Raw genomic sequence first — 16,014 nt, 5'->3', positions numbered from 1 at the left:
GCGAAGCGCAGTTCGTCGAGGCGCCGTGGCCGGAGGGACGCCGGGACGCCTGTCCGACGGAGGGTTCTGAGTGCGTGCGTGCGCCGCATCATGAGACAGCGGCAACACCCGCCGACGGTGTTGACTGGACTCATGGAACGAGGATGGTTCGCCACGCAGTGGGGCAGGCCCGACGAATGGGAATTCCGCGAGATCGACCTCGCCCCTCCCGGCCCCGGCGAGGTCACGATCCGGGTGCGTGCGGTCGGCGTCAACCCGGCTGACGCGAAGCACGTCGCGGTCCGGCGTCCGGGCGTCGACCTGCCCGCGGCCATCGGCTATGAGGTGTCCGGCGTCATCGAGGCGATCGGGTCGGGCACGGAGATCGTCACCGGCGCGGCATCGGTCGGCGACGAGGTGATCGCCTTCCGCGTGAGCGGCGGCTACGCGACGGCACTGACCGTTCCCGCAGCGAAGGTGCTGGCGAAGCCGCGCGCGCTCAACCACGACGAAGCGGCGAACCTGTTGCTGGCGGGCACCACCGCCGCGCAGATGCTCGATGTCACGGGTGTGCGTGCCGGCGCCACCGTCCTCCTGCACGGCGCCTCCGGCGCGGTCGGGGTGAGTGTGCTGCAGCAGGCTCGGGTCATCGGCGCGCGCGTGATCGGCACGGCCGGCCGTGGAAGCTTCGATCGCGTCGAGCGGTTCGGCGGTGTGCCGGTGGAGTACGGTCCGGGGCTCGCAGACCGCGTGCGCGATCTCGCCCCGGGGGGCGTGGACGCTGCCCTCGACGCCGTCGGCACCGACGAGGCGGTCGACGTCTCCCTCGAACTCGTCGCCGATCGCGCACGCATCGTGACGATCGCCGCGTTCGATCGCGCGGAACGGGCGGGGTTCGCCGCGATCGCCGGTGCTCAACCCGAGAGCGCCGCCTTCCGCGATGCCGCGAGGCCACGCCTCGTCGAGCTCGCGGCCGACGGGCGCATCGAGGTTCCGATGGCGCGCACCTACCCCCTCGCCGACGCCCCCGAGGCGCTGCGATTCCTCGCCGAGGGACATCCGGGCGGAAAGATCGCCCTCCACCCCTGATAGCATCTGTGCATGCGCTTCGGCCAGCTTCTCCTTAGCTGCCGCGACGAGTCCTCGTTCTAGGGCCCTCCTCGTCGCGGAGCTCGGTGTTGGCCCGCCTCCTATACCGGTGAATCCACCGACGACCAGAGAAGCGACATCATGCAGAACACTCAGAAGCCCTCCGGCATGCCGATCCACAAGTACCGGCCGTTCCACGAGCAGATCCGCGTCGATCTGCCGGACCGCACCTGGCCCGACAATCGCATCACCCAGGCGCCGCGCTGGTGCGCGGTCGACCTCCGCGACGGCAATCAGGCGCTCATCGACCCGATGAGCCCTGAGCGCAAACGCATCATGTTCGACCTGCTCGTGTCGATGGGCTACAAGGAGATCGAGGTCGGATTCCCCTCGGCCAGCCAGACCGATTTCGACTTCGTGCGCCATCTCATCGAAGAGGACGTCATCCCCGACGACGTCACGATCCAGGTGCTCACGCAGGCGCGCGAAGAGTTGATCAAGCGCACCTTCGAGTCGATCAAGGGTGCGAAGCAGGCGATCGTGCACCTCTACAACTCCACGAGCGTGCTGCAGCGCGACGTCGTCTTCCGCACCGACAAGCAGGGCATCATCGACATCGCCCAGCAGGGTGCGCGCTGGTGCGTCGAGTACGAGCAGACCGTTCCCGAGACCGCCGTGTTCTACGAGTACTCTCCCGAGAGCTACACGGGCACCGAACTCGATTTCGCCGCCGAGGTGTGCAACGCGGTCATGGAGATCTTCGTCCCGACGCCCGAGCGCAAGGTGATCCTCAACCTGCCCGCCACCGTCGAGATGTCCACGCCCAACGTCTACGCCGATTCGATCGAGTGGATGGGCCGGCACCTGAACCATCGCGAGAACGTCATCATCTCCCTGCACCCGCACAACGACCGTGGCACGGCGATCGCCGCCGCCGAGCTGGGATACCTGGCGGGCGCCGACCGGATCGAGGGATGCCTGTTCGGTAACGGCGAGCGCACCGGCAACGTCGACATCGTCGCCCTCGGAGTCAACATGCTGACCCAAGGCGTCGACCCGCAGATCGACTTCAGCGACATCGACCACGTCAAGCGCACGGCGGAGTACTGCAACCAGCTGCCGGTGCACGAGCGCAGCCCGTGGGCGGGCGACCTCGTGTTCACGGCGTTCAGCGGTTCGCACCAGGACGCGATCAAGAAGGGCTTCGAGGCGATGGAGGCCCGCGCCGCAGCGGAGGGCGTCGGCATCGACGAGATCGAGTGGGGCGTGCCCTACCTGCCCATCGATCCGAAGGACCTGGGTCGCTCGTACGAAGCGGTCATCCGTGTCAACTCGCAGTCCGGCAAGGGCGGCGTCGCATACCTGCTGAAGAGCGACCACGCGCTGGACCTGCCGCGCCGCCTGCAGATCGAATTCTCGGGAGTCGTGCAGGCGAAGACGGACGCTGAGGGCGGCGAGGTCACGAGCGACCAGATCTGGTCGATCTTCCGCGACGAGTACCTGCCGGCGGACGTCGCCGACGATCGCTGGGGACGCTTCGAGCTGCTCGGCACGCGGACGGCGAGCGACATGACCGGCGATGTCGAATTGCATGTGCGCCTGCGTGACGGCGACGGTGTGCAGGATGCGACCGGTCGCGGCAACGGGCCGATCGCGGCGTTCCTCGAGGTGGTGCGGGAGCACGGCTTCGACATCTCGCTGTACGACTACGTCGAGCACACGCTCAGCGCAGGCGGCGACGCCCAGGCGGCGGCCTACGTCGAACTGCAGGTCGACGGCGATCGCCTGTGGGGCGTCGGTATCGACGGTGACATCTCGACGGCGTCGCTCAAGGCGGTCGTGTCCGGTGTGAACCGCGCGATCCGCTCCGGCGAGCGCACCGGTTCGCTCGCCGCCGTCTGACCTGCGCGAGACCCCGTCCCGCGTCGAGACCCGCTCTGTGCGCGGGGGAACCGATGTGGGACGGGTGTTTCGGCCCGAAAGGCGATCAGCCCCGGACGATCGGGATGGCGGAGGTCTCGACCGCGACCTTGCGGCGGTACAGCAGGCGCTGCTCGGGGAGGGACAGGTCGAACGTGACGGCGAGGATGCGGATGATGGTCGTCACGACGATCCCGATCACCGCAGCCGTGACCAGGGGGAGCCCGAAGGCGGCCGAGGTCGCCAGGACGAGGCATCCGGCCGCCGCGGCGACGGCGTAGAGAGAACCCACGTGCATGATGGCGACGGGCAGCCCCATCATGACGTCGCGAAGGATGCCGCCGCCCACCGCCGCGCAGACGCCGACGAAGACGGCGGGCACGAGAGGGATGCCCAGCGTGATGGCCTTGCTGGTGCCGAAGGCCCCGAACATGCCGATCACGACCGCATCCAGCACCACGATGACCCGGTTGAGCCGCTGGAACACGTTGGCCAACAGCATGCCGACCAGGGCCGCTCCGCTCGCGGTGAGCAGGTACCAGTTGTTCTGCAGGGTGGTGGGGGTCACGTTCAGCAGCAGGTCGCGGATGAGTCCGCCGCCCATGCCCATCACCACGCCGATGATGGCGACGCCGAGCAGATCGAGGCGGCGTTCGCCGCGGAAGCCGGAGGCGAACAGGGCGCCCTGCACGCCGCCGAGTCCGACGGCGGTGAGGTCAGCCCACAGGGGGATGACGAGGATCGGGTCGTTCACCTCACCATCATCCCGGCCCGGGTGCTCGGCGGGAGGCTCCGACACGGCCGCCCCGCGCCCCGCTTCCGGCTGCGCGTCGGTGGTCAGCGGGATAATGGAGGGGTGCCCACCTATCGTGACGAGGTCGTGGTGCTGCGCACCCACAAGCTGGGCGAGGCAGACCGCATCCTGACCCTGCTCAGCCGCCGCCACGGCAAGGTCCGCGCGGTGGCCAAGGGTGTTCGGCGAACGTCGTCGCGCTTCGGCTCCCGCCTCGAGCCGTTCATGGTCGCCGACGTGCAGCTCTACGAAGGCCGCAACCTCGACATCGTGCAGCAGGCGGAGTCCCTCGGTTCGTACGGCGCCGACATCGTCGTGCACTACGACCGGTACACGTCCGCGAGCGCGATGGTCGAAACGGCCGACCGCCTGAATGAGGCCGAGGCCACCCCGCAGCAGTACCTTCTCCTCGTCGGCGGGCTCCGCGCGCTGGCACGCGGCGAGCACGCTGCCCGAAGCATCCTCGACTCCTACCTGCTGCGCGCGATGGCCCTGTCGGGGTGGGCGCCCGGACTGACCGAATGCGCCCGCTGCGGTGCGCCCGGCCCGCACGGCGCATTCGTGGCCCAGCTGGGCGGGATGGTCTGTCCCGACTGTGCGCCGGTCGGCTCGGTGCGGGTCGACATCGCGACGTCGGGCCTTCTGACCGCGCTGATCTCCGGCGAGTGGACGGATGTGGATGCCGCGTCCCCGGCCGCCACCGCCGCGGCGTCGGGACTCGTCGCCGCGTACGCGCAGTGGCATCTGGAACGAGGCATCCGCTCGTTCACCCATCTCGAGGCCGCGCAGTGACCCCGAAGCCGTTCACGCACCGGGACGCCGTCGCCTATCGGCCGGTGGACTGGACCGGTCAGCAGCCACCGGCATTCCCCCGGGGTTCGGTGCCGCGGCACGTCGCGATCGTGATGGACGGCAACGGACGCTGGGCGAACCGCCGCGGTCTGACCCGTGTGGAGGGACACAAGGCGGGGGAGGCCGCGCTCCTGGACGTGGTCGCCGGCGCGATCCAGGCGGGCGTGACGCACCTGTCCGTGTACGCCTTCTCGACCGAGAACTGGTCGCGGTCGCCCGACGAAGTGCGCTTCCTCATGGGGTTCAACCGCGACGTACTGCACCGCCGCCGCGATCAGCTGAACGAATGGGGTGTGCGGGTGCGCTGGGCGGGTCGCAAGCCGCGGCTCTGGGGCTCGGTGATCAAGGAACTGCAGTTCGCCGAAAAGCTGACGGCCGGCAACGACGTGCTCACGCTCACGATGTGCGTCAACTACGGCGGTCGCGTCGAACTCGTCGACGCGATGCGCTCGATCGGCGACGACATCGCCGCGGGGCGCCTGAAGCCCTCGGCGGTCACGGAGAAGCTCATCCAGAAGCGGCTCTACCAGCCCGACATGCCTGACGTGGATCTGTTCGTGCGCTCGAGCGGTGAGCAGCGATCCTCGAACTTCCTGCTGTGGGAGTCCGCCTACGCCGAGTTCGTGTTCCTCGACACGCTGTGGCCGGACTTCGGGAGAGCGGAACTCTGGCGGGCCATCGGGCTCTATCTCGACCGGGATCGCCGCTTCGGCGGAGCGATCGACACGCCCACGTCCTGAGGCCGCGGACGGCCGGTCTTCCGCCGTCCCGGTGCCCGGGCGTATCCTGCCCTCCGACGGACACCGTGCCGCACACGCGCGCGGTCCCGGGTGAGGGGGACGCATGCGTGGGCGACGCAGAGGCTTGCTCCTGTCCTCGGTGGTCACGGCCTGCGCGCTGCTCCTGGTCGGCTGTACGCCCGCCGGGGACGTGGATGCCGTCGACGCCGCCGCCAGCGCGTCGCCGTCGCCGACCGCGTCCGCCCCCGGAGAGTCCCCGGCGGCGGAGGCAGATCCCCCCGCCACGCCGATCGCGGACGGCCCGGCAGACCCCGCGCAGACGACCCGCCGCACCGGACCCATCGCGGAATACGGCGGTCCGCCGTACGGACTGCAGGGTGATCCGGAGCCGGTGGGAGAGGGCGCGTGGTGCGCCACGGTGGGGCTCTTCTGGGGAGACCCGGGCGCCCCGGAGGATGTCACCTTCCGCCTCACCGGGACGATCTCCGTCCCCGTCGATGCGCTCACGGCCGGGACCACCGGATGCGGATCGATCGCGCCGGATCAGCCCTGCCTGGGATTCACGATGTCCGCCGACACCCCGTTCACGGCGTGCAGCCTGCCTCTGACGGAGTCGGCGGCGTTCGCGGGTACGGCTGAGGTGACGTTCACCGGCACTCTCGAATGCAGCGAGCCCAGGTTCTGCGACGCGGCGCAGGCGCGGTCGGCTGATCCGGGGCCGCCGATCGTCATCACGTCTGCGTCCACGCCGGACGAGGGGGAGTGACGGATGCCCCGGGGTCGCGGTCACCGCACATCCGCGCGATCGCCCGCCGCGGCGCAGAGCGCTCCGGAATCGTCGGCACCACCACCGGGCGCCCCGGAACCTCCAGCCGGAGCGGGCGGTCCGGGATTCGAGAAGTGGATGGGATTCCTCGGCAACTTCGTCGCCCCGGCGACACTGGTCGCGGGTCTGCTCTTCTACTTCGGATACGTGTCGTCGCGGGCGTACTTCTCGTACTTCGGCATCGACGTCGATCTGCTGCGGCTGAGCAACCAGGGATTCGTCATGCGCAGCCCGGGCGCGTTGCTGCTGCCCGCGATCGTCGTGCTCTCGCTCTCCGCGCTGCTCGTGCTCGGCCACCGGGTCCTCCGCCGGTGGACGAGCTCGAGCGGCGAGCACGCGCGCAGAGCGGCCGTCGTGTTCGGCGCTCTCGGCGCGGTGCTCCTCTTCACCGGGCTCGTGTTCGCCGGTGTGTACGGCGCGCTGCGATCGTGGGACGCCTCCTCCTTCCTCACCCCGTTGCTCCTCACGGCGGGCGCGGGCTTCTGCGCCTACGCGGCGGCCGTGTCCCGTTCGTCGCGAGCCGAGCGCGGCGGCCTCGGCGTGGTCGTGCTCTTCGTCCTGGTCGTGGCGGCCGGGGCTTTCTGGACGACCGCGACGGTGGCACAGTCATGGGGCCTGGGCGAGGCGCGCAGCCAGGCCGCCGACCTCTCCTCCCTTCCCGCCGTCGTGCTCGACACCCGCGAGCGTCTGGCGCCGGGCAACGCCGACATCACCGTGCAGAGTCTGGACGAGGCATCCGCCCCCGTCGACGCCGAGAGCGGGACGCAGACGTACCGCTACCGGTACTACGGCTTGCGCCTGCTCGTGGAGGGCGGAGGTCGGCTGTACCTCGTCCCGGACAGATGGTCCGCGGATGCCTCGACCCTCGTGATTCCCTTCGATGACAGCGTGCGGCTGCGGTTCCGGTTCTTCCCGGACGAGAACCCGCCGGTCTGAGCATTGCGCGGGAATATCCGTGCCCGTCTTCTCCGTTGCGTCTGACATGACTGACGCCATCAAGATCGACGTGTGGAGCGACATCGCGTGCCCGTGGTGCTACATCGGCAAGCGCAACCTGGAGACGGGTCTCGCCGCCGTGGCCGCCGATGACGACGCGCCGGTCGTGGAGGTGGAGTTCCACTCGTACGAACTGTCCCCCGACACCCCGGTGGATTTCGACGGCGGAGAGTACGACTACCTCGCAGAGCACAAGGGCATCACGCCCGACGAGGCGCGTCAGATGCTCGAGCGGGTCACGGGTGTTGCCGCCGAAGCGGGGCTGGAGTACCGGTTCGATCTCCTGAAGCACACGAACACGGTGAAAGCGCATGAACTGCTGCACTTCGCCAAAGCCCATGGCGCTCAGCGCGAGCTCGCCGAGCGACTCATGTCGGCGTACTTCACCGAGGGCAGGCACGTGGGGCGCATCGACGATCTGGTGGCGCTCGCCGCCGACGCCGGGCTCGACCCGGAGGCGGCGCGGCAGGCTCTGGAAAGCGATCAGTTCCTCGCCGATGTGCGGGCCGACCAGGCGCAGGCGACCGCGTACGGCATCAACGGCGTGCCGTTCTTCGTCATCGACGGGAAGTACGGTGTCAGCGGCGCGCAGCCGGCGGAGGCGTTCAGTCAGATCGCCCGCCAGGTGTGGTTGGAGCGCCGGGACGCCGCCGTCACGGACGATGTACCCGCCTAGAGTCGCCGTCGCCGTCGCCGGTTCCCCGACCGTGTCCTGGTGCGCGCCGGTCAGGCCGGCAGATTCGCCTCGATCAGGCTGACGATGGCGGGGTCGTCGGGCTTCGTCTGCGGACGGAAGCGATGCACGTCGCCGTCCGGCAGCACCAGGAACTTCTCGAAGTTCCAGGTCACCCGCCCGGACTTGCCCGCGGCGTCCTCGGCCTTCTTGAGTTCTTTGTACAGCGGCGCCGCGTTGCCCCCGTTGACGCGCACCTTGTCCATCACGGGGAACGTGACTCCCCAGGTCATCGAGCAGTACTCGAGGATGTCGTCCATCTTCGACAGCTCTTGCAGGAACTGGTTGCTCGGGAACGCGAGCACCTCGAATCCGCGGTCGCCGTAGGTCTTCTTAAGTTGCTCGAGCTGTTCGTACTGCGGGGCGAGCCCGCAGCGCGAAGCCACGTTCACGATGAGCAGGACCTTGCCGGCGTAATCGCCGAGCGTGGCCTGCCGGCCGTCGGAGGTCGAGAAGGGGATGCTGCTGAGCGGTGCGTCTTCGACAGTGGCCATGACGCCGATTGTAGGCGGCGCGCACGATGTCGGGCATCGGGCCGGACAGCCTGTCAGCAGACTCATCGACACGACGATGAGTGGTGCGCCCGCGCGGGCACGGCGCTGTCCACCGGGCGCGGCACCGCGGAGACGGACGCCGCGCGGGTCTGGGAGAATGGGGGAGTGACCACCGTGCTTTCTCCCGCTCCCGGCCTGACGGTGGCGAACCCGATGGCTCCGACGCGGACGGATCCACTCCAGATCGGACCGATCACGCTCGACGCACCGGTCGTACTGGCCCCCATGGCGGGCATCACCAACACCGCTTTCCGGCGCCTCTGCCGCGAATACGGCGCGGGGCTGTACGTCAGCGAGATGATCACCTCCCGCGCTCTCGTCGAGCGCAACGCCACCACCATGCGACTCATCCGCCATCACGAATCCGAGACGCCGCGATCGATCCAGCTGTACGGCGTCGATCCTGCGACGATGGCCGAAGCGGTCCGCATCCTCGTGGCCGAAGACCATGCCGACCACATCGATCTGAACTTCGGATGCCCCGTGCCGAAGGTCACCCGGAAGGGCGGCGGTTCGGCGCTGCCGTGGAAGCTCGGCCTGTTCCGCGAGATCGTGACGCGTACCGTGCAGGCCGCGGGTGACGTTCCCCTCACCGTCAAGATGCGCAAGGGCATCGACTCCGACCACCTGACCTACCTCGACGCCGGCCGCATCGCCGAAGACGCCGGAGTCGCCTCCATCGCGCTGCACGCCCGGACGGCCGCGGAGTTCTATTCGGGGCAGGCGGACTGGTCGGCCATCACCGCGCTCAAAGAGGCCGTCGCGAGCGTGCCCGTCCTGGGCAACGGCGACATCTGGAGTGCCGACGATGCGGTCCGCATGATGGCCGAGACCGGCTGTGACGGCGTCGTCGTGGGCCGCGGATGCCTCGGCCGACCCTGGCTGTTCGGCGACCTCGCCCGCGCACTGGGCGGTCCGGGCGCCGCGACCGCTGACCCCGTCGACGCGACACTCGGCTTCGTCGCCGCGGCCTTCCGCCGGCACGCCGAGCTGCTCGTGGAGTTCTTCGAAGACGAGGGCCGCGGATGCCGTGACATCCGCAAGCATGTCGCCTGGTACTTCAAGGGCTATCCGGTGGGGGGAGACCTCCGCGCCGCTCTGGCCACGGCGTCCACCCTCGGCGAGATCGACGCCCTGCTCGCACAGCTCGACCAGGACGCACCGTACCCCGGCGCGGCCGCGGAGGGACAGCGCGGACGCGCGGGCACCCCCAAACGACCCGCGCTGCCCGACGGCTGGCTGTCCTCGCGCGACCTCGGAGCCGAGGCATCCGTCGCCCTCGCCGATGCGGAACTCGACCACAGTGGCGGGTGATCAGCATGACCGATGAGCGCACGATCGCCGTGGGCGTCGCGCAAGGGCGTCCGACCGGCTACACCGACACCGATGCCGCGCGCTTCTGGCCGGAGACGCATCGTTCGCGTCGGGATGCGTTCGCGCGCGACCGCGCCCGGGTGCTGCACTCCGCGGCGCTCCGGCGACTCGCGGCCAAGACGCAGGTGCTCAGCCCCGCCAGCCCTGCCGACTTCGCGCGCAACCGTCTGACGCACTCCCTGGAGGTCGCCCAGGTGGGCCGGGAGCTGGCCACCGAGCTGCTCCTGTCGCCCGACGTCGTCGACACCGCGTGCCTCAGTCACGACCTCGGCCATCCGCCGTTCGGACACAACGGCGAGCGTGCGCTGAACAGCTGGGCCGAAGACATCGGCGGCTTCGAGGGGAACGCCCAGACCCTGCGCATCGTGACGCGCCTCGAGTCGAAGGTGATCGATGACGAGGGACGTAACCACGGCCTCAATCTGACCCGCGCGAGCCTCGACGCGACGTGCAAGTACCCGTGGACGGCAGCCCATCCGGTACCCGACCCGGGGGGCCGCCTCAAGTACGGCGTCTACCCCGAGGACGAGGACGTGTTCCGGTGGATGCGGGAAGGCGCACCCGGCCGGGTGCGCTGCATCGAGGCCGAGGTGATGGATCTCTCGGACGACATCGCCTACTCGGTGCACGATTTCGAGGACGCCATCGTCAACGGCTACCTCGATCCGCGCCGCCTCTCCGATCCGCGCGAGCATGAAGCGCTGATCAGCGCGATGCAGACCTGGGTCGGCTACGACCTCACGCGCGACGAGCTCGCCGATGCGCTCTACCGCCTGATGCGGCTCCCCGAGTGGATCGAGTCGTTCGACGGGACCCGCTCGGCACTCGCCCGCCTGAAGAACCTCACCTCCGACCTGATCGGACGCTTCGCCCGGGCGGCCACCGCCGCCACTCGCGAGGCGTACGCCGCGCCGTCGTTGACCCGCTACAGCGGCCAGGTCGTCGTGCCGCGGGTCATCGAGGCGGAGATGGCCGTGCTCAAGGGCACCATCGGCGCCTTCGTGGTCTCCATCGAGGGTCGGAAGGCGCTCTACAAGGAGCAGCGCCACGTCCTGAAGCGGCTGGCGACCGCCCTGTGGGAGTCTCCGGAGCACCTCGACGCCATCCACGCCGAGGACTTCGCCCTCGCCGACACCCACGCCGCGCGCAAGCGGGTGGTGGTCGACCAGGTCGCGAGCCTCACCGACCGCTTCGCGATCGCGTGGCACGGACGCCTCGTCGGGGAGCTCGACGTCGCCGCCCTCGGCGTCTGGGTTCCCGGCATCCGTCCCACCCCACCGTCCGCCTACGCCCTCCCACAGCCTCTCGAGGGGTTCTGATGGCCGGACGGATCCGCCAGGCGGACGTCGACGAGGTCAAGTCGCGGACCAACATCGCCGACGTGATCGGCGAGCGTGTCGCCCTGAAGCCCGCGGGCGTGGGTTCGCTGAAGGGCCTCTGTCCCTTCCACGACGAGCGCAGCCCGAGTTTCAACGTGCGTCCGCAGGTCGGCTTCTACCACTGCTTCGGGTGCGGCGAGTCCGGCGACGTCTATTCGTTCCTGCGTGCGATCGATCACGTCACGTTCACCGAGGCCGTCGAGATGCTCGCCGGCCGGATCGGGTTCTCTCTCCACTACGAAGAGGGCGGTGGTCCCGCCCCCGAGACGGCAGGACGCGCGCGACTGTACGCCGCGAACGCCGCCGCGGCCGAGTTCTACCGCGAGCAGCTCGGCACCGCGGGCGCCGACCTCGGACGCCGCTTCCTCGGCGAACGTGGCTTCGACGCGGGGGCCGCGGCCCACTTCGGGGTCGGGTACGCCCCGCAGGGCTGGCAGTCGCTCGCCGACGCCCTGATCGCGCAGAAGTTCACCAGGGACGAGCTGATCTCGGCAGGGCTCGTCTCGCAGGGGAAACGCGGCGTCTACGACCGTTTTCGCGGCCGGCTGGTCTGGCCGATCCGTGACGTGACAGGGCAGGTCATCGGGTTCGGCGCCCGGCGGCTGTTCGACGATGACAACGGGCCGAAGTATCTGAACACCCCCGAGACGATCATCTACAAGAAGGCCCAGGTGCTCTACGGGCTCGATCTCGCCAAGCGCGACGTCTCCCGGGAACACCGCGTCGTGGTCGTGGAGGGCTACACGGATGTCATGGCCTGCCACTTGGCGGGAGTCACCACGGCGGTCGCCACCTGCGGCACGGCGTTCGGCGCGGATCACATCAGCGTGCTCCGGCGGGTGATGGGCGATGACACCACCGCCGGAGAGGTGATCTTCACCTTCGATCCCGACGCCGCCGGTCAGAAGGCGGCGCTGCGCGCCTTCGCCGACGAGAAGCGATTCGCCGCACAGACGTACGTCGCCGTCGCTCCGGGGGGACTCGATCCCTGCGATCTACGGCTGCAGCGCGGCGACGGAGCCGTGCGTGCGCTGATGGACGCCAAGGCGCCCATGTTCGAGTTCGTCATCGATCAGCGTCTGGCCGCGTTCGACCTGGCGAGCGTGGAAGGCAGAGCGGGCGGGCTGCGCGCCGCGGCCCCGATCGTCGCCGAGATCCGCGACCCCGCGTTGCGGCCCGGCTACACGCGGGTGCTCGCCCGACGTCTCGGACTCGATCTGCCGGAGGTCGAACGCGCGGTGGAGCGCGCTGCACGGTCCACGTCGGCGGGCCAGGATCCGGCGTCGCGACGGCCGGCGAACGGTCCGGCCGCGCAGGCCGCGTCCGATGCCGACGGCTCGCCTGTCCTGGAGCGCACCACCATCGCAACGCTCCCGCGCACGAAGGACGCAGCCCTCGAGCGGGACGCCCTGATGGGCTTCCTGCAGTTCGGGCACCGCCTCGACATCGCGCTCTTCGAGCAGGCGGTGGCCCTGCCTTTCCGCACGGCGGCGCTGGATGCCGTCCGGCAGACGCTGGTGGGCGCAGACACCACGCGGCCCGGGTGGTCCGCAGATGCCGTGACCGCCGTGCGGGAACCGTACCGCTCGCTGGCGGCCGAGCTCCTGACCTCGCCGTTCCCCGCCCGGGACGACGCGCACGCGGTCAACTCGACGATCGATCTCGCTCACAACCTCGTGCTGCGTTCGCTCGATCGTGAGAAGACCGAGCTGCTGGGGGCCATCCAGCGGGTGTCGGCCGACTCGGAGGAGGGACGCATCGTGCGTCTCCGTCTCCGTGAACTGGACGTCGCCCGTCAACGGCTGATCGAGGCCTGAGGAGGCGGTCCCGGCTCTCGAGTGGCGCGGGGTGGGCTGGGCGGGCAGGATGAAGTCATGTCCCGCCGCCGAGACCCCGATGTCGCGATCCGCTGCACCGACCTCTCCATCGCCCGGGCCTCCGCGCGCTCGTCCGAAAGCCTCCGTGTCGTGGACGGAGTGTCGTTCGACCTGCCCCATGCGACCTCGCTCGCTCTGATGGGCCCCACCGGTGCGGGCAAGTCGAGCCTTGCCGCGGTGCTGGCGGGTATCGACGAGATGGGCCTCGCCGTCGTCGGCGGCGACGCGTACGTCGATGGGATCCCGGTCCGGCGGCCGGGGCGGGATCGCCGCACGCTCACGTGGGTCACGGGATACCTGGCGCAACGGGCGGGGGCGGATCTCCCGGCGCGGATGACCGTGTCGGACGTCATCGCGGAGCCCATCGTCAGTCGCGATCGGCGGGTGAACGCGCACGCGCTCGAGGTGCGCGTGGCCACTCTCCTGGACGAGTTCATGCTCCCCCTGGGGGCGTCGGCGAAGTACCCGTACGAGCTCAGCGCGGGCATGCGACAGCGCGTCGCGCTCGCGCGGACCCTCATCCACAGCCCACGGGTTCTGATCGTCGACGAACCCTTCGCAAACCTCGATGTGGAGGCGCGGCGGGCAGCCTGCGACGCCATCCTCCGTCGCCGCGACGCCGACGGCATGTCAACGGTCGTCGTGACCAACGACGCGCAGATCGCGAGCGACCTGAGCGCTGCGGTCCTCGTCATGCGCGGGGGTCATCCGATCGCATACGGACCGAGAATGGACGACCTGCTGTGGACGCCGAGCGCCGACCCGGATCAGCGCCTGGTGTCGTCCTGATTCACGAGCACGTCCGATCCTTTGCTAGGATGGTGGGGTTGCCCGGCTTCGGCCGGGCTCTTCCTCGGTAGCTCAATTGGCAGAGCAGCCGGCTGTTAACCGGCAGGTTCTTGGTTCGAGTCCAAGCCGGGGAGCGAACGGCCCTGGACTCCACTCCGGGGCCGTTCTTCATTCCCCGAGCAGCTCGTCCGAACCCGTCATGCGGGTCCGACGGAGGCGTCCGGCAGGGCGTCCGCCCTCGCGCGGACGGCTCACGCGTCGATGTCGTCCAAGCCAGGGGTCCACGCCTGTCCCGGCCGGCCCCATCCCCGCTTGCGCGCGATCTTCTGGACCGTCTTCCATTCGCCGTCATCGAGACGGTCGACGTAGAGGATGCCGTCGAGGTGGTCGAACTCGTGCTGCATGATGCGTGCGCGCCAGCCATCGACCTCGATGCGCACCGGGGCCCCTTCGAGATCGGTGCCGGTCACGAGTACCTCCTCGGAGCGTCGGAGCGGGAACCGCTCGCCGGGGAAGGACAGGCAGCCCTCCGATTCGTCGTCGGGATCGGGTTCTCCGGGGACGAGAGGTCGCATCCACAGTTCAGGGTTGACGATCACGCCGCGCCACGGTTCTCCGGCGTCATCCGCATAGCTGTAGGTGTAGATGCGCAGGCCGACGCCCACCTGAGGCGCGGCGAGGCCGACACCGGGTGCGGCATCCATCGTCTCGAACATGTCCGCCACCAGGGCGCGGACCTCATCGGTGATCTCCGCGACGGGTGCTGCGGTGGAATGCAGCACCGGGTCGCCAATGATTCGGATCGGCAGAACGGCCACGTCTTGAGCCTACCGAGCGAGCGGAGCCGTTAGTGTCGACACGTGCTGGGCTACGGGCTGACGATCTCCGATGTGACCGACGACCTCGTCGGCTTCTTCCGCGACCCGGCGATCCTCACGGGCATACCCCTCGCGCTGCTGGGTGCGGTGTTCATGTCGCTCGGCGCGCAGTATCAGCACCGCGGGGTCGCGAAGGTGGAGCGGCTCTCGGAGCACGCGAGCTCCAGCGGGCTCACCGGCGGGCAGCTTCTCAGTCTCCTGAAGCGCCCGTCCTGGGTGCTGGGCACGATCATGCTCGCGCTCGCGATCCTCTGCCAGCTCGGTGCGCTGGCGGTCGCTCCGCTGATCCTGGTGCAGCCCCTCGGCGCGATCGCCCTCGTCATCACGACGCTGCTGAACGCGCGGGTGTCGGGGAACAAGCCGACCCGTCAGTCGATCATCGCGATCGTGGCGTGCGTGGGCGGTATCTTCCTGTTCGTCACGATCGCGGCGTTCTTCGCCGAAGAACACCCGATCACGGAACTGCAGCTGATCATCATCTTGGCGATCCTCGCCGTCGTGATCGTCGTCTTCGCCGTGCTCTGGTTCTGGCTGCGCACCCGCATGCAGGCGCTGTTCTACATCATGGCAGCGGGCGTCATCTACGGTTTCGTCGCGACCCTCGCGAAAGTGGTCATCAAGCGCATTCAGGACGGCGACTTCGAATGGCTGACGCTTGTCTGCCTGGTGGCGCTTCTCGCCGCCGTGGCGATGGGTGCCTACTTCGTCCAGACCGCCTATTCGGCGGGACCCCCCGACCTCGTCATCGCGGGGCTGACCGTCGTCGACCCGATCGTGGCGGTGTTCATCGGGCTGCTGGTGCTCGGGGAAGCGTCGGGCGCCCCGTGGTGGGCGTTCGTGGGCTTCGGCATCGCCGGCGCGATCGCCGTGTGGGGCGTCGTGCAGTTGGCTCGGTTCCACCCCGAGGTCGTGAGCGGGCACAGCAAGGAGGTGCCGATCGAGCGGGGCAGCGACGGCGGCGAGAACCGCGCTCCCAGCACCGGATCGATCCGCATCACCGACGCCGTGTCGAAAGTGTGGCCTGCGCCGCCGATCGACGAATCGGACGGTCCCCTGCGTCTGCGAAAGCCCGATCCGAAGTGATCACCCACTGCGGACTGCTCGTCTCTGCCGAGTAGGCTCGTCGTGCAGGGGGCGGTGGCCAAGCTGGTCAAGGCAGCGGGCTCATAACCCGACGATCGTGGGTTCAAGTCCCACCCGCCCTACACCTCGTTCCGTTCACGGACGGGACACGC

The 16,014-nt window shown here is 69.4% G+C and carries 15 protein-coding genes and 2 tRNA genes; 14 read left to right on the top strand and 3 right to left on the bottom strand.

Annotation, left to right across the window (positions count from 1 at the left end; genetic code table 11):
• The first annotated feature begins 132 nt into the window (after positions 1-132).
• Both ACFXOO_RS06840 and leuA read left to right on the top strand, forming a co-directional pair.
• Complete coding sequence (locus ACFXOO_RS06840) at positions 133-1,068, top strand: zinc-binding alcohol dehydrogenase family protein (RefSeq protein WP_378839746.1); 936 nt, start codon at positions 133-135, stop codon at positions 1,066-1,068.
• 141 nt (positions 1,069-1,209) lie between these two features.
• Positions 1,210-2,970, top strand: a complete 1,761-nt coding sequence (leuA, locus tag ACFXOO_RS06835; protein ID WP_394563108.1) for a 2-isopropylmalate synthase — start codon at positions 1,210-1,212, stop codon at positions 2,968-2,970.
• Between the two features lie 85 nt (positions 2,971-3,055).
• Here leuA and ACFXOO_RS06830 read toward each other — a convergent pair whose 3' ends face one another.
• The gene (locus tag ACFXOO_RS06830; protein WP_378839741.1) at positions 3,056-3,742 is read right to left on the bottom strand and encodes a trimeric intracellular cation channel family protein; all 687 of its coding nucleotides are present in this window, start codon (positions 3,740-3,742) and stop codon (positions 3,056-3,058) included.
• A 102-nt stretch (positions 3,743-3,844) separates the two neighbouring features.
• On the opposite strand from ACFXOO_RS06830, the gene recO reads away from it, so the two are divergent.
• The 5 genes from recO (at position 3,845) to ACFXOO_RS06805 (ending at position 7,871) form a co-directional block, all read left to right on the top strand.
• Positions 3,845-4,573, top strand: coding sequence for a DNA repair protein RecO (recO, locus tag ACFXOO_RS06825; protein WP_378839738.1), 729 nt, complete (start codon positions 3,845-3,847; stop codon positions 4,571-4,573).
• Positions 4,570-5,373, top strand: coding sequence for an isoprenyl transferase (locus ACFXOO_RS06820; protein ID WP_378839736.1), 804 nt, complete (start codon positions 4,570-4,572; stop codon positions 5,371-5,373). The genes recO and ACFXOO_RS06820 overlap by 4 nt, the downstream gene beginning before the upstream one ends.
• A 103-nt stretch (positions 5,374-5,476) precedes the next feature.
• Entirely contained in the window at positions 5,477-6,139 is a 663-nt protein-coding gene (locus ACFXOO_RS06815) for a hypothetical protein (protein WP_394563106.1), read from the top strand.
• 138 nt (positions 6,140-6,277) lie between these two features.
• Positions 6,278-7,135: a hypothetical protein gene (locus ACFXOO_RS06810; RefSeq protein WP_394563105.1), complete on the top strand. Its 858-nt coding sequence runs from the start codon at positions 6,278-6,280 to the stop codon at positions 7,133-7,135.
• Between the two features lie 46 nt (positions 7,136-7,181).
• Entirely contained in the window at positions 7,182-7,871 is a 690-nt protein-coding gene (locus tag ACFXOO_RS06805) for a DsbA family protein (RefSeq protein ID WP_394563104.1), read from the top strand.
• Positions 7,872-7,921: 50 nt separating this feature from the next.
• On the opposite strand, the gene ACFXOO_RS06800 is transcribed toward ACFXOO_RS06805, so the two are convergent.
• Positions 7,922-8,422: a glutathione peroxidase gene (locus tag ACFXOO_RS06800; protein WP_394563103.1), complete on the bottom strand. Its 501-nt coding sequence runs from the start codon at positions 8,420-8,422 to the stop codon at positions 7,922-7,924.
• 213 nt (positions 8,423-8,635) lie between these two features.
• Between ACFXOO_RS06800 and dusB the strand changes: the two genes are divergently transcribed.
• The 5 genes from dusB (at position 8,636) to ACFXOO_RS06775 (ending at position 14,035) form a co-directional block, all read left to right on the top strand.
• Positions 8,636-9,796: a tRNA dihydrouridine synthase DusB gene (gene dusB / locus ACFXOO_RS06795; RefSeq protein WP_394563220.1), complete on the top strand. Its 1,161-nt coding sequence runs from the start codon at positions 8,636-8,638 to the stop codon at positions 9,794-9,796.
• A gap of 5 nt (positions 9,797-9,801) precedes the next feature.
• A complete protein-coding gene (locus tag ACFXOO_RS06790) occupies positions 9,802-11,175 on the top strand; it encodes a deoxyguanosinetriphosphate triphosphohydrolase (RefSeq protein WP_378839723.1) in 1,374 nt (457 codons plus the stop codon).
• A complete protein-coding gene (gene dnaG / locus ACFXOO_RS06785) occupies positions 11,175-13,052 on the top strand; it encodes a DNA primase (RefSeq protein ID WP_394563102.1) in 1,878 nt (625 codons plus the stop codon). Before ACFXOO_RS06790 ends, dnaG begins: the two co-directional genes overlap by 1 nt.
• Before the next feature lie 57 nt (positions 13,053-13,109).
• Positions 13,110-13,901, top strand: coding sequence for an ATP-binding cassette domain-containing protein (locus ACFXOO_RS06780; protein ID WP_378839718.1), 792 nt, complete (start codon positions 13,110-13,112; stop codon positions 13,899-13,901).
• 61 nt (positions 13,902-13,962) lie between these two features.
• Positions 13,963-14,035 (top strand) — tRNA-Asn (locus tag ACFXOO_RS06775).
• 117 nt (positions 14,036-14,152) lie between these two features.
• On the opposite strand, the gene def is transcribed toward ACFXOO_RS06775, so the two are convergent.
• Positions 14,153-14,719, bottom strand: coding sequence for a peptide deformylase (gene def, locus ACFXOO_RS06770; protein WP_394563101.1), 567 nt, complete (start codon positions 14,717-14,719; stop codon positions 14,153-14,155).
• Between the two features lie 42 nt (positions 14,720-14,761).
• Between def and ACFXOO_RS06765 the strand changes: the two genes are divergently transcribed.
• Together ACFXOO_RS06765 and ACFXOO_RS06760 are read left to right on the top strand one after the other, a co-directional pair.
• Entirely contained in the window at positions 14,762-15,862 is a 1,101-nt protein-coding gene (locus ACFXOO_RS06765) for a DMT family transporter (RefSeq protein WP_378839713.1), read from the top strand.
• Between the two features lie 48 nt (positions 15,863-15,910).
• A tRNA-Ile gene (locus ACFXOO_RS06760) sits at positions 15,911-15,984 on the top strand.
• Positions 15,985-16,014 lie beyond the last annotated feature (30 nt).

Origin of the sequence: Microbacterium sp. P03 (assembly GCF_043556235.1) — a bacterium.
Classification (GTDB): domain Bacteria; phylum Actinomycetota; class Actinomycetes; order Actinomycetales; family Microbacteriaceae; genus Microbacterium.
This window is presented reverse-complemented; position numbering and strand designations above follow the sequence as displayed.

Bases quoted from the DNA above. Each gene is read 5' to 3' on its own strand.
- ACFXOO_RS06840 (WP_378839746.1), top strand. From the start codon at position 133: ATGGAACGAGGATGGTTCGCCACGCAGTGGGGCAGGCCCGACGAATGG.
- leuA (WP_394563108.1), top strand. From the start codon at position 1,210: ATGCAGAACACTCAGAAGCCCTCCGGCATGCCGATCCACAAGTACCGG.
- ACFXOO_RS06815 (WP_394563106.1), top strand. From the start codon at position 5,477: ATGCGTGGGCGACGCAGAGGCTTGCTCCTGTCCTCGGTGGTCACGGCC.
- ACFXOO_RS06810 (WP_394563105.1), top strand. From the start codon at position 6,278: ATGGGATTCCTCGGCAACTTCGTCGCCCCGGCGACACTGGTCGCGGGT.
- ACFXOO_RS06805 (WP_394563104.1), top strand. From the start codon at position 7,182: ATGACTGACGCCATCAAGATCGACGTGTGGAGCGACATCGCGTGCCCG.
- ACFXOO_RS06800 (WP_394563103.1), bottom strand. From the start codon at position 8,422: ATGGCCACTGTCGAAGACGCACCGCTCAGCAGCATCCCCTTCTCGACC.
- dusB (WP_394563220.1), top strand. From the start codon at position 8,636: ATGGCTCCGACGCGGACGGATCCACTCCAGATCGGACCGATCACGCTC.
- ACFXOO_RS06790 (WP_378839723.1), top strand. From the start codon at position 9,802: ATGACCGATGAGCGCACGATCGCCGTGGGCGTCGCGCAAGGGCGTCCG.
- dnaG (WP_394563102.1), top strand. From the start codon at position 11,175: ATGGCCGGACGGATCCGCCAGGCGGACGTCGACGAGGTCAAGTCGCGG.
- ACFXOO_RS06780 (WP_378839718.1), top strand. From the start codon at position 13,110: ATGTCCCGCCGCCGAGACCCCGATGTCGCGATCCGCTGCACCGACCTC.